The organism is Pseudomonas sp. BS-2016, assembly GCF_001806145.1.
Taxonomy (GTDB): domain Bacteria; phylum Pseudomonadota; class Gammaproteobacteria; order Pseudomonadales; family Pseudomonadaceae; genus Aquipseudomonas; species Aquipseudomonas lundensis.
In genome coordinates this window covers 18,430-31,428 of sequence record NZ_MLCT01000008.1, presented here as the reverse complement: position 1 = coordinate 31,428, position 12,999 = coordinate 18,430, and the positions used below count along the sequence as shown (strand labels likewise).

Sequence of the window (12,999 nt, the reverse complement as noted above, 5' to 3'; positions counted from 1 at the left end):
CACCTCATTTCCTTGAGACTGCTCGACCTGCCCTAACCCTTTTGCTGTGGAGCGCCTGTATGGCTCACGAACTCTATACCCGCACCAATCAGAAAATTTATTTTGCGGGCTTGGCGCTGGAAGCCATGAATAAGGCATCACACGGCGGGGCCATGAACGCGCAAGCATTGCGACAGGCAGAGTGCGAGTCGGCAGTGTTTCACTTGTATGGCGCGCTGCTGGGTTTGTGTCATGAAATTACGGGTTTCTATCGGTTACCGCAGGCTCACGCTAATCGTGTGGAGTTGTTGCTGACGCAAGACGTGTTGGACGCCAACGCTATTCCGGAACTGGCCGAAATGGTGGAGCTGGTACGGGCTCCGGGCACTTGGCTGGCGCAGTTAGTGGCCGCGCATGCAGCCCTGTATCAACCCTTGCAGGCGCCTAAAAAGGTCAAGGCCGATGTGTTTCAACCCTTGATTGACGTGGTCAGTCTGGAGGATGACGTGCAGGAAACACTCAGCCACGAAACCCTTGAACAATGGCGTCAAAGCCTTAAGAAAATGGCCCTGCGCTTTCGCGATGCACTCAATGAGTGCTAAAAGTCGGGTTCGAAACTGTACGGTCATTCATCAGGACGTCATTAAAGCGCCACAGAACGTGGCAAATTCCTGAGGGATGACTGATATAATCCCGCGCTTTCGTGGAGAACCAACTTTTATGCCAACGTCCTTTCTAGAAATTGTCGAATTGCCTGACGGCCGTATCGAATTGCGCCGGGCTGAGGACGAGGGGTCTTTGGTGACGCTGAACTTCTCTGAAGACGCCAAGGCCTTTCTTCAGGGGCAGCATGTTGAAGTGGCAAAAGCCATGTTGAGTGTTGGGGTGCAAATGGCGGGGCGGCTGGCCGAGGGCGAGCTTGATAAAGAGGATGAAGGACCGCGCATCCTTCACTGAGTGTTTCGGTTGAACCGTTCAACGGCTGGCTTCTGTGTTCTATAGAAGCCCCGTGCTGGAGCTGTTTAGCCCAATCGAATATTCAGGCTTTGCCCTTGACCCATCAGGGCTGCGCCAATCAATTGTTGACGTGCGGTGCTGTTGAGCGGGTTTATCCAGCTCACCACCGTGTGGCTGCGGCCCAGGCGCAGCGCTTCACAGGTCAATTGCAAAGCGCTCTTGTTGCCGTTGGGCTGGAGCAGCAAAATGCGTTCGCGGTTCAGGCCAGCATCGCGCAGCCAGCTTTGCGTCAGGCTGGCGGGTGGAGCGATCAGTGTCAGCCAGCGCTCATCTTGTTGCTCGCTGAGTTCGCGAAGCATGGGGGCCAACAGGCTCAAGCAGTTCTCGGCAGCGCCGCGTAGCGACAGTTCACTGAAAACTTCAGGTTCTGCGCGCCAGGGTGAATCAAGCACGGTCTTGATCGTGGCGGGCATGGGTTGAGCCATGAATGCCTCGAATAAAGGAAGTTGTGCGGGTAGCGATGTGTGCGGGAACTGCATGACGCCTCCTTATTAACGGCGAATAACGCCGACACTCAGGCCTTCGATAACCAGTTCCTGCTCTTTGAGGTTGACCTCAATCGGCGCGAAATCGGGGTTCTCGGCGATCAGCCAGACTTTGCTGCCTTCTCGCTTGAATCGTTTGACCGTTACTTCGTCATCAATACGGGCTACCACGATTTGCCCGTTTCTTGCCTCGCGGCACGTGTGGACGGCAAGCAGGTCGCCATCAAAGATGCCAACGTCCTTCATGCTCATGCCCTGGACGCGCAACAGGTAGTCGGCGCGCGGGTGGAAGAAGGTCGGGTTGATGTTGCAGGACTCTTCAACGTGTTCCTGCGCCAGTATGGGAGCGCCAGCGGCCACTCGACCGATGATGGGCAGGGTGGACTCGTCGGCACTGGCCTCGAAACCGGGGATCCGGATGCCGCGGGAGGCGCCCGGCGTCATTTCGATGGCGCCCTTGCGGGCCAGGGCTTTGAGGTGTTCTTCGGCGGCATTGGGTGACTTGAAGCCCAGCTCCTGTGCGATTTCGGCACGGGTGGGCGGGTAGCCGTTGTCATCCAGGCAGCGTTTGATAAAGGCCAGGATCTCAGCTTGGCGTGGCGTCAGTTTTAGCATGTTGATCGCTCTGTCTTTTTATACAGTGACTGGGATTATATACAGTGAAGGCGCATTGGCAATGCTCCATTTTTAACCGTCCGCTGGACGGTCGTCGATGAGCAGTGAGGCGGCTACTTTATCAGCACCGGCCGCGTCCTCCGAGGCTGTGGTTAAATGCCGGACTGGCCGGTCGCAAAAAGAATGCCCACCTTGACTTTTTACAAACTGAAACGTATGTTTCAAACAACTGTTTAAGTGTTTGTCAGCCGGAGTAGACATGGCCCAGTCGGAAACCGTTGAACGTATCCTTGATGCTGCTGAGCAGCTGTTCGCGGAAAAAGGTTTTGCCGAGACTTCATTGCGGCTGATCACCAGCAAAGCCGGGGTCAACCTGGCGGCTGTGAATTACCATTTCGGGTCTAAAAAAGCGCTGATCCAGGCCGTCTTTTCGCGCTTCCTCGGGCCTTTCTGCGCCAACCTCGACCGTGAGCTGGAACGGCGCCAGGCCAGGCCGGACAGCCGTCCCGAGCTTGAAGAGCTGCTGGAAATGCTGGTGGAGCAAGCGTTGGTGATTCAGCCGCGCAGTGGCAACGACCTGTCCATCTTTATGCGATTGCTGGGGTTGGCGTTCAGTCAGAGCCAGGGGCATTTGCGCCGCTATCTTGAAGACATGTATGGCAAAGTGTTTCGCCGTTACATGCTGCTGGTCAATGAGGCTGCGCCGCAAATCCCGCCGATTGAACTGTTCTGGCGCGTGCACTTCATGCTGGGGGCGGCTGCGTTCAGCATGTCCGGGATCAAGGCGCTGCGCGCAATTGCCGAAACCGATTTCGGGGTTAACACCTCGATCGAGCAAGTCATGCGTTTGATGGTGCCTTTTCTGGCCGCTGGCATGCGTGCCGAAAGCGGCGTGGTCGATCCTGCGATGGCGGCGGCACAAATGCGCCCGCGCAACAAAACGTCTCAAGCCAACCCCAAGCTTTGACCTGACGCGGGTGGGCGTGGCTGCGCAGTTCCGCTAAGCTTGCCGCCATGCTCATTCCCGCCTTGCTCCCCTGTCCCCACTTCACGGCTGCTGCCCACACCGCAGGCGCGCACGCCGCTGCCTGCATTCGGGGCCGGGGAGCACGCGCACTTTCTTTTAAGGATTACCCATGAGTTCTGCCTTGCAAGGCTCCTTGATGGTGGACGTCGCCGGCACCTGGCTGACGGCTGACGATCGACACCTGCTGCGCCAGCCTGAAGTGGGCGGCCTGATTATTTTCGCGCGAAATATTGAGCACCCGCGTCAGGTGCGTGAACTGTGCGCTTCGATTCGCGCCATTCGCCCCGACCTGCTGCTGGCGGTGGATCAGGAGGGCGGGCGGGTTCAACGCCTGCGCCAGGGGTTCGTCCGCTTGCCTGCCATGCGTGCCATCGCTGATAACCCCAATGCCGAGTACCTTGCCGAGCAATGCGGCTGGATCATGGCGACTGAGGTTTTGGCAGTGGGGCTGGACTTGAGTTTCGCGCCCGTACTGGATCTCGACTACCAGCGCAGTGCCGTGGTCGGTAGCCGCTCATTTGAGGGCGATCCGCAGCGGGCTGCAACCCTGGCTGGTGCGTTCATCCGCGGGATGAATGACGCTGGAATGGCCGCCACGGGTAAGCATTTTCCGGGGCACGGGTGGGCTGAAGCTGATTCTCATGTGGCCATTCCCGTCGATGAGCGCAGCCTTGAACAGATTCGCAGCCACGATCTGGTGCCGTTCGCGCGTCTGAGTCAGCAGTTGGCGGCCGTCATGCCGGCCCATGTGATTTATCCCAAGGTCGACAGCCAGCCCGCTGGCTTTTCCCGTCGCTGGTTGCAGGACATCCTGCGCGGTGAGCTGGGGTTCGATGGCGTCATTTTCAGTGATGACCTGTCGATGGCCGGCGCCCATGTCGTGGGTGACGCGGCCAGTCGCATCGAAGCGGCCTTGACGGCCGGCTGCGACATGGGCCTGGTGTGCAATGACCGCGCGGCGGCGGAGCTGGCCCTCACGGCGGCCCAGCGCCTGAAGGTCACGCCTTCAGCCCGCATTGCACGCATGCGCAGTCAGGCCTTCGCCAGCACCGACTACCGCCAGGACCCGCGTTGGCAGGTGGCGATCGGTGCGCTCAAAGATGCTCAGTTGATTGATTAAGGGATCGCTCTGATGACGGTTTACGCAATTATGGGTGGCACGGGCCTGACCCAGCTTGAAGGCTTGACCATTACGCGCTCGCTGGCGCTGGATACCCCGTATGGCCCGACCTCGGCCGACATTCAGGTCGGTGAGTTCGCCGGGCGTGAAGTGTTGTTTTTGGCGCGCCACGGACACCCGCATCGGGTCCCGCCCCATCAGGTGAACTACCGCGCCAACATTTGGGCGCTGAAACAGGCAGGTGCTCAGGCGATTTTGGCGGTCAATGCCGTAGGCGGCATCCATATGGCCATGGGCACCGGGCATTTCTGCGTACCGCACCAATTGATCGATTACACCAGTGGCCGGGAGCACACGTTTTTTGCGGGGGATCTGGAGCATGTCACGCACATTGACTTCAGCCATCCCTACACCGAATCCCTGCGCGAGCAGTTGATTGGCGCATTGGCTGCCGAGGGGTGTTCCTACAGCTCCCATGGTGTGTATGCGGCGACCCAAGGACCACGCCTTGAAACAGTGGCTGAAATTGCTCGCCTTGAGCGTGACGGCTGCGACATTGTCGGCATGACCGGAATGCCCGAGGCGGCACTGGCCCGTGAGCTGGAACTGGAGTATGCCTGTCTGGCGTTGGTGGTGAACCCGGCAGCGGGCAAGTCCACGGCAATCATTACCATGGCCGAAATCGAACAGGCCCTGCGCGACGGCATGGGCAAGGTCAAATCGACGCTGGCACGTGTGCTGGCAGGGTAAGCCCTTTACCTGCTGTAGCCGCCAGACGAAGCCTGGCGCTGCTGGTCAGCGGCTACAGGATCGGGATTAACGCTTTTCGGTTTTGGGTGGCAGGGGCGCGAACAGCGCCTCAATGTCGTCGTCCTGCAACTTCCAGTCTCCCGCACTACGGCCGTCCAGAACCCCTGCCGCCAGATCTGACTTTTCCTGCTGCAAGTGCTGGATTTTCTCTTCCACGGTGCCGCGGGCAATCATCTTGTACACAAATACCGGTTTTTCTTGCCCGATGCGGTAGGCACGGTCGGTGGCCTGGTTCTCGGCGGCCGGATTCCACCACGGGTCGTAGTGAATCACGGTGTCCGCTTCGGTCAGGTTCAAACCCACGCCACCGGCCTTGAGGCTGATCAGGAAAATCTGCAGTTTGCCACTCTGGAAGTCTTTGACGGGGGTGCGCCGGTCCCGCGTTTGCCCCGTGAGCAGGGCGTAGGCAATGTTGCGCTTCTTCAATTCAGCTTCGATGAGCCCGAGCATTGAGGTGAATTGCGAAAACAGAAGAATGCGCCGGCCCTCGGCGAACAACGCTTCAAGCATCACCATCAAGCTGTCGAGCTTGCCCGACGTGCTGCCTTTCTTCGGCGGGTTATCGCTCACAAGCCGCAAGTCGCAGCACACCTGGCGCAGCTTGAGCAGCGCTTCAAGAATGATGATCTGGCTGCGCCCGACGCCTTTGCGGGTGATTTCATCGCGCACTTTCTTGTCCATCGCCAGGCGCATGGTTTCGTAAACGTCCCGCTGCGCTTCGTTCAGGTCCACCCAGTGGATGATCTCGGTCTTGGGTGGCAGCTCGGTGGCGACCTGCTCTTTGGTGCGGCGCAGCAGAAACGGTTTGATACGTGCGTTCAAGTGTTGCAGGCGCTCATCGTTGCCTTGGCGCTCAATCGGCACCCGATAGTCGCGGTTGAAGGTTTTGACGTCCCCCAGCCACCCGGGCAGCAAAAAGTGAAACAGCGCCCACAGTTCCCCCAGATGGTTCTCCAACGGCGTTCCGCTCAGGCACAGGCGCTGGCGTGCCGACAGTTCGCGCGCGGCCTGTGAGGCTTTGCTGTTCGGGTTTTTGATGTACTGCGCTTCGTCGAGAATCAGAATGTGCAGCGGCACCTTGGCCAACCGCTCAATGTCTTTGGGCAGCAAGGCATAGGTGGTCAGGATCAGGTCGTATTCGGTGAGGTGTTCGTAGTGTTTTTTGCGACTGGCCCCATACAGCGCCAGCACCTTGAGCTGCGGGGTGAAGTGCGCGGCTTCGTCCATCCAGTTCGGAATCAGGCTGGTGGGCATCACCACCATGGCCGGGCGGTCCAGTCTGCCAGCGTTTTTTTCGCACAGAATGTGCGCCAGGGTTTGCAGGGTTTTGCCCAGTCCCATGTCATCCGCCAGAATCCCGCCCACTTCAAGCTGGCGCAATGACTGCATCCAGCTCAATCCTTCAAGCTGATAGGGGCGCAACGTGGCATTGAGCCCCTGTGGCGGCGCCACGCTGAAATCCTTGATGTCGCGCAAGCGTTGGGCGAACCCGCGAATCTGTTCACCGCCCTCCCAGCGCAGGGGGATAGCGTCCAGGGCATTGAGCCGTGGCGCGTCGGCGCTCTTGATGCGCAAGGTCGTGGCGCTCGGTTCGCCCAGGTAAAACTCACCCAGGGTGGCCAGCACGGGTTTCAGGCGTCCGTAGGGCAAGGCCACTTGCAACGGCACGTGGGTGCTGTTGGGAATGGCCGGGATGTTCACCAGAATCAGTTCATCGTCACGGCGTTTGGCCAGTTTTTCGGGGCTGAGAATCTCGGTGTGCGAGCGCATCAGGTTCAGCAAGATGGGCAGCAAACTCAGGCGTTGGCCATTGACGATGATCCCCAGTTCCAGGTCGAACCAGTCACGTTCCGGCGCTTCGTCGACGTTGGCATACCAGTCTTCGACAGGGCTCAGGTCAAAGCCGAAATGCTCGTCGATCTGTAACTCCCAGCCCTGGTCTCGCAAGCTGTTCATCTGATTGAGGGTGAAATTCAGCCAGGCACTGTCGTTGACCATTTCAAACAGTTCACCGGCGCTTTCAGGCAGGGCTTTGCTCTGGCGGGTAGCGATTTTGAATCCCAGGGCACGCAGTTGCTCGCGGTAGGCGTTTTCTGTTTCGGGGTGGCGCTTGATGCGCAACACGTGGTCATCCTGGCGAATCAGCACGTCGGCGTTTTTCTGCCCCGAGACGTAATGCTCCCGGTAGTTGAAAGACAGCGCCGCGCGGTGCTGGATGTAACGCTGCATTTTGCCGTTGCGCGGCTCGAACGCACTGAACTCGGCACTGGCCAGCCACAAGCGCGGCACCGGTTGCACGTCGTCGATCAGTTGTTCGGGCAGGTTGGCAGGGCGGCGCGCGTCGAGCACCGCTTGCAGTTTTTCCAGAAGCTCGGCGTCCTGGGCAGCAGCAGGGTAATTCAAAGTGTCTTCAATCTTCAGTAGTACGGCCGCTATGTGTTTGCAGTGGATGCGCACAGGGCAGGTGCACGTCGCGCCCACCAGTAGCAACGAGCCTTTGGCAGACTCGCGCAACTCAATGGTTTGGCGGTAGGGGTTTTCGCCTGAACCCTGACAGCTGGACGTGATCTGGCTGTCACCGATCCGGGCGATTCTGACGCGATTTTCCCTGGCGTAGCGACGGCCACGCTCAAGGGTTTGCTCTTTGAACCGGCTGACCCACGTTGGCGCCAGCGGTTTGGTCAGTCGGGGTGTCGGGTTCAGGGGCATGGGGACTTCATTGTGCGGGCCCCATCAAGAAGGCTTCGGTGTCAGGCGCTCAAACAGCGCCTCGATGGTATTGAAGCGCTCATCCGGGCGTTCCATGGGCACCATGAACTTGAACAGCGTCGCGCCTTCAAACTTGTAGCGATTGGGCTGGCCCTGAATCAGTTTGATCAGCACCAGCGGATCGACCGGGGTGTCCGCGGCAAACTCGATGCGCCCGCCTTGCGGCCCGGCATCGACTTTTTTGATGCCCAGTTGTTCGGCGTGCAGCTTGAGCAAGGTAATGCGCACCAGGTTTTTGGTCGGTTCCGGCAGCAGGCCGAAGCGGTCGATCATCTCGACCTGCAAGTCCTTCAAGCCTTCTTCGTCGGTCGCTGAGGCGATGCGCTTGTACAGAATCAGTCGCGCATGCACATCGGGCAGGTACGACTCGGGAATCAGCGCGGGCACCCGCAGGTTGATCTCCGGGCCACCGCCCAACGGCTGGTCGAGGTTCGGTTGTTCGCCCTTGCGGATCGACTTGACGGCGCGTTCGAGCATTTCCATGTACAGGGTGAAACCCACGGCCTGGATCTGGCCACTTTGGCCGTCGCCCAGAAGCTCGCCAGCGCCACGGATTTCCAGGTCGTTGGTGGCCAGTACAAAGCCTGCACCCAAATCTTGGGTATTGGCGATGGCCTCCAGGCGCTTTTGCGCGTCCCCGGTGATTTGCTGGCGTGGAGGCGTCAGCAGGTAGGCGTAGGCCTGGTGGTGACTGCGGCCCACGCGGCCGCGCAACTGGTGCAATTGCGCCAGGCCGAACTTGTCGGCGCGTTCGATGATGATGGTGTTCGCACTCGGCACGTCGATACCGGTCTCGATGATGGTCGAGGCGATCAGCACGTTGAAGCGCTTGTGATAGAAGTCGCTCATCACTTGTTCGAGTTCGCGCTCGCGCATCTGGCCGTGGCCAATGCCGATACGGGCTTCGGGGACGAGTTCGGCCAGATCGGCCGCGCATTTCTCAATGGTCTTCACATCGTTGTGCAGGTAGTAAACCTGCCCACCACGCAGCAGTTCACGCAGCAGGGCTTCTTTGACCGTGCTGTTGTTCTGCTCCATGACGAAGGTGCGCACTGACAGGCGGCGGGCGGGCGGCGTGGCGATGATCGACAAGTCGCGCATGCCCGAAACCGCCATGTTCAGCGTGCGCGGGATCGGCGTGGCGGTGAGGGTCAGAATGTCGACTTCGCTGCGCAGGGCCTTGAGCTGTTCTTTCTGGCGCACGCCGAACCGGTGTTCCTCATCGATGATGACCAGCCCGAGGTTTTTGATTTTGACGTCGTCTTGCAACAGTTTGTGGGTGCCAATCACGATGTCGATCTTGCCTTCGGCCAGATCGGCGACCGCCGCATTGATCTCTTTGGCCGATTTGAAGCGGCTCATGACTTCTACCCGCACTGGCCAGTCGGCGAATCGGTCGCGGAAGCTGTTGTAATGTTGCTGTGCCAGCAGAGTAGTGGGAACCAAAATGGCGACCTGACGCCCGCCATGCACAGCGATGAACGCCGCGCGCATGGCCACCTCGGTCTTGCCGAAGCCCACGTCACCGCACACCAGGCGATCCATGGGCTTTGGCGCGAGCATGTCGGCGCGCACTGCTTCGATGGCGGTCTGCTGATCCGGGGTCTCTTCAAACGGGAAGCCCGCGCTGAAGGTTGCGTAGTCGGCTTTCGGGTCGTCGAACGCGTAACCTTCGCGGGCGGCGCGACGGGCATAAATGTCGAGCAGTTCGGCAGCCACATCGCGAACCTGTTCAGCCGCTTTGCGTTTGGCCTTTTGCCAGGTTTCAGAGCCCAGGCGGTGCAGGGGCGCCAGCTCGTCATCGCTGCCGGTGTAGCGGGCAATGAGGTGAAGGTTGGCCACGGGCACATAGAGCTTGGCGCCTTCGGCGTATTCGAGGGTCAGGAATTCAGCCACCTGATTGTCGACTTCCAGGGTCGCCAGGCCTTGATAGCGGCCAACACCGTGGTCGATGTGCACCACCGGCGCACCTTCGCGCAGCTCGGTCAGGTTTTTGATTACGGCGTCATTGTTGGCGTCGGCGCGCTTTTCGCGGCGTCGGCGCTGCATCACTCGCTGACCGAACAGCGGGCTCTCGGCGATCAGGGCCAGCGCCGGATCGTCCAGCAACAAGCCTTCATCGAGCGGGGCAATGGTGATTGCCAGGCGATGCTTGCTGGACACGAAGTCCGGCCAGCTGTCGACGGTTTTGGGGCGTAGCTTCAATCGCTCAAGCAGCTCCAGCAAGACTTCGCGGCGACCGGCGGACTCGGCGGTAAACAGCACGCGGCCTTCAAATTGCTCAAGAAACCCCGAGAGGGCGGCCAGCGGCTGATTGGCCTTGGCCTCGATCGCAAGATTGGGCAATGGCTGCGCCGGGAAGCGTTCGCGGCTGCTGCCGGTGTCCAGGTCATCCTGACTGGCGACCACCCGCGGCCAGCTTTTCAGGCGGGCGAAGCAGTCTTCGACCGGCAGGAACAGTTCGGCGGGCGGCAATAAAGGACGGGAGGGGTCAACCCGGCGTTCTTCGTAGCGGTTGCGCACGTCGGACCAGAAGTTCTCGGCGGCCTGTTCGATGCCGGGCAACGAGAACACCTGGGTGTCGCCGGGCAGGTAATCGAACAGGGTGGAGGTTTCGTCGAAGAACAGCGGCAGGTAGTACTCGATACCTGCTGGCGTAATCCCGCTGCTCAAATCCTGAAAGATCGGGCAGCGTCGAAAGTCGACGTCAAACCGTTCGCGGAACCGTGCCTTGAAGCGTGTCACGGCATCCTTCTGCAGGGGGAATTCCCGTGCGGGAAGCAAGCGAACCGAATCGACTTTGTCGATGGAGCGCTGATTCTCCGGGTCGAAGGTGCGCAGGGTTTCGATTTCGTCGTCGAACAGGTCGATCCGGTAAGGCAGCTTGCTGCCCATGGGGAACAGGTCGATCAGCGCGCCACGTACGGCGAACTCGCCGTGCTCGTACACCGTGTCGACACAGCGATAACCGCTGGCCTCCAGGCGGGTGCGCATCTGCTCGACATCCAGTTTTTGGCCGATATCCAGCACCAGGCTGCTGCCGAGCAGAAACTTGGTCGGTGCCAGGCGGTGTAGGGCCGTGGTGATCGGCACTACCAAAACGCCATGATCCAGCTCGGGCAACCGGTACAGGCTGGCGATGCGCTGGGAAATGATGTCCTGATGCGGCGAAAACAGGTCGTAGGGCAGGGTTTCCCAGTCCGGGAAATGCAAGACGGGCAGCTCGGGTGCAAAGAACCTCAACTCCTGCTCAAGGCGTTCGGCGCTTTGGCTGTCGGCGGTCAGGAGCAGAGTGAAGCGCTTGGCGGCGCTGGCGGCCTCGGCAATGGCGAGGCTCAGGGCGGCACCGGGCAGGTTGCCCCAGTGCTGTTTGCCTGCCGTAGCAGGAAGTTTGGGTAGTCGCAGGACGGGCACGGAAGGTTGAGCTCCAAGCGTTGCGGCAAAGAGGCCGATTGTAACGGGCCTGGGGGTTGGCTGTCAGTCGCCGTCTTTAATGGCGCGCCAAATCCTTCGGGGAAACGGTAAAACGCCGTCCGTCCCCCCTTGGCAAGCCCTTAAAAGGCAAGGGGAAACCGCGCATGGCGATTTTTTTCACCTGTAAATATTGGGGCTTAATCGTTTCAGTCAACCCGCATGACAGGCGCACATTGCCCATGGCCAGAGGCGGCGGCATAATGTAGCCCCTTTTTTCAGCCCCTACATGTGGAAGGTTCCCGTGACTCAGAAGCCCGACCAGTGTCTTGGTGAATGGATCGACCGTGAAGCACTCGCAGAAGCGATGATTCCGCTGATTGGTCAGCTTTACCGCAATAACAACGTGGTGAGCTCGATCTATGGCCGCAGCCTGATCAACCGTTCAGTCATTGCGATTCTCAAAGCTCACCGCTTTGCGCGTCATCGTCAGTCCGATGACATCGAATTGTCCGTGCACGAAACTTTCCCGCTGCTCAAAGCGATGAGCGAACTCAAGCTGGGTGCTGCTTCGGTAGACCTGGGCAAGCTGGCCGTCAAGTTCAAGACCGAAGGCAATGGCCGTACCGCCGAGCAGTTCGTGCGTGAAGAACTGGCCGACGTCGTGGGTCAGCAAAACGCTGACGCCCGTAAAGGCACCGACGTTGTGCTGTACGGTTTTGGCCGTATCGGCCGCCTGCTGGCGCGCATCCTGATCGAAAAAACCGGCGGCGGCGACGGCCTGCGCTTGCGTGCGATCGTGGTGCGCAAAGGCGCCGATAACGATCTGGTCAAGCGTGCCAGTCTGTTGCGTCGTGACTCCGTGCATGGCCCGTTTGACGGCACCATCGTGGTTGACGAAGAAAACAACACCATCACCGCCAACGGCAACCTGATTCAGGTGATCTACGCGAAGAATCCGACCGAGGTGGACTACACCCAGTACGGCATTCAAAACGCATTGCTGGTGGACAACACCGGTGTATGGCGTGACGCCGACGGTCTTGGCCAGCACCTGGCGTGCCCTGGCGTTGATCGTGTGGTTCTGACCGCGCCTGGCAAAGGCAAGCTCAAGAACATCGTTCACGGCATCAACCACGGTGAGATCACCGCTGACGACAAAATCATCTCGGCTGCTTCCTGCACCACCAACGCCATCGTGCCGGTGCTCAAAGCCGTCAATGACAAGTTCGGCATTGTGAACGGTCACGTTGAAACGGTTCACTCGTACACCAACGACCAGAACCTGATCGACAACTTCCACAAAGGCGATCGCCGTGGCCGTTCGGCTGCGCTGAACATGGTTATCACCGAGACCGGCGCTGCTACTGCTGCGGCCAAGGCGCTGCCTGAGCTGGCTGGCAAGCTGACCGGTAACGCGATCCGTGTGCCTACGCCTAACGTGTCGATGGCCATCCTCAACCTGAACCTTGAGAAGCCGGCTACCCGTGAAGAAATGAACGAGTACCTGCGTCACATGGCGCTGCACTCCGAACTGCACAAGCAGATCGACTTCGTCAGCTCGCAGGAAGTGGTTTCCACTGACTTCGTTGGCTCGCGTCATGCGGGTGTGGTTGATGCGGAAGCAACAATCTGCAACGACAACCGCGTTGTGCTGTACGTGTGGTACGACAACGAGTTCGGTTACAGCTGCCAGGTGGTTCGCGTGATGGAAGACATGGCCGGGGTTAACCCGCCAGCGTTCCCGCGTTAAGCGACTGCCGCAC

The 12,999-nt window shown here is 59.7% G+C and carries 11 protein-coding genes; 6 read left to right on the top strand and 5 right to left on the bottom strand.

The window, feature by feature from the left end; genetic code table 11:
- Nucleotides 1–59 precede the first annotated feature (59 nt).
- The gene (locus BKD70_RS00230) at nucleotides 60–581 is read left to right on the top strand and encodes a DUF6586 family protein (protein WP_047274031.1); all 522 of its coding nucleotides are present in this window, start codon (nucleotides 60–62) and stop codon (nucleotides 579–581) included.
- A gap of 118 nt (nucleotides 582–699) precedes the next feature.
- Nucleotides 700–936 (top strand): hypothetical protein, encoded by a 237-nt coding sequence (locus tag BKD70_RS00225; protein WP_047274033.1) that lies wholly within the window; start codon nucleotides 700–702, stop codon nucleotides 934–936.
- Nucleotides 937–1,001: 65 nt separating this feature from the next.
- Here the strand turns inward: BKD70_RS00225 and sulA are convergent, their stop codons facing one another.
- Together sulA and lexA are read right to left on the bottom strand one after the other, a co-directional pair.
- The gene (sulA, locus tag BKD70_RS00220; protein ID WP_047274035.1) at nucleotides 1,002–1,475 is read right to left on the bottom strand and encodes an SOS-induced cell division inhibitor SulA; all 474 of its coding nucleotides are present in this window, start codon (nucleotides 1,473–1,475) and stop codon (nucleotides 1,002–1,004) included.
- A 12-nt stretch (nucleotides 1,476–1,487) separates the two neighbouring features.
- A complete protein-coding gene (gene lexA / locus BKD70_RS00215; protein WP_047274037.1) occupies nucleotides 1,488–2,096 on the bottom strand; it encodes a transcriptional repressor LexA in 609 nt (202 codons plus the stop codon).
- Between the two features lie 259 nt (nucleotides 2,097–2,355).
- Between lexA and BKD70_RS00210 the strand changes: the two genes are divergently transcribed.
- The 3 genes from BKD70_RS00210 (at nucleotide 2,356) to BKD70_RS00200 (ending at nucleotide 4,993) form a co-directional block, all read left to right on the top strand.
- On the top strand, nucleotides 2,356–3,063 hold the full coding sequence (locus tag BKD70_RS00210; protein WP_047274039.1) for a TetR/AcrR family transcriptional regulator: 708 nt from the start codon (nucleotides 2,356–2,358) through the stop codon (nucleotides 3,061–3,063).
- Nucleotides 3,064–3,244: 181 nt separating this feature from the next.
- Nucleotides 3,245–4,243 (top strand): beta-N-acetylhexosaminidase, encoded by a 999-nt coding sequence (nagZ, locus tag BKD70_RS00205; protein ID WP_169835869.1) that lies wholly within the window; start codon nucleotides 3,245–3,247, stop codon nucleotides 4,241–4,243.
- Nucleotides 4,244–4,255: 12 nt separating this feature from the next.
- Nucleotides 4,256–4,993, top strand: a complete 738-nt coding sequence (locus BKD70_RS00200; RefSeq protein ID WP_047274042.1) for an S-methyl-5'-thioinosine phosphorylase — start codon at nucleotides 4,256–4,258, stop codon at nucleotides 4,991–4,993.
- 66 nt (nucleotides 4,994–5,059) lie between these two features.
- Here the strand turns inward: BKD70_RS00200 and BKD70_RS00195 are convergent, their stop codons facing one another.
- The 3 genes from BKD70_RS00195 to BKD70_RS24610 form a co-directional block, all read right to left on the bottom strand.
- Nucleotides 5,060–7,762: a DEAD/DEAH box helicase gene (locus BKD70_RS00195; protein WP_047274044.1), complete on the bottom strand. Its 2,703-nt coding sequence runs from the start codon at nucleotides 7,760–7,762 to the stop codon at nucleotides 5,060–5,062.
- 24 nt (nucleotides 7,763–7,786) lie between these two features.
- Nucleotides 7,787–11,236, bottom strand: a complete 3,450-nt coding sequence (mfd, locus tag BKD70_RS00190) for a transcription-repair coupling factor (RefSeq protein ID WP_047274045.1) — start codon at nucleotides 11,234–11,236, stop codon at nucleotides 7,787–7,789.
- Nucleotides 11,237–11,312: 76 nt separating this feature from the next.
- Nucleotides 11,313–11,495: a hypothetical protein gene (locus tag BKD70_RS24610; RefSeq protein ID WP_139047495.1), complete on the bottom strand. Its 183-nt coding sequence runs from the start codon at nucleotides 11,493–11,495 to the stop codon at nucleotides 11,313–11,315.
- A gap of 27 nt (nucleotides 11,496–11,522) precedes the next feature.
- Here BKD70_RS24610 and BKD70_RS00185 point away from each other — a divergent pair, with 27 nt between their 5' ends.
- Nucleotides 11,523–12,986: a glyceraldehyde-3-phosphate dehydrogenase gene (locus tag BKD70_RS00185; protein ID WP_047274047.1), complete on the top strand. Its 1,464-nt coding sequence runs from the start codon at nucleotides 11,523–11,525 to the stop codon at nucleotides 12,984–12,986.
- The last annotated feature ends 13 nt before the right edge of the window (nucleotides 12,987–12,999 follow it).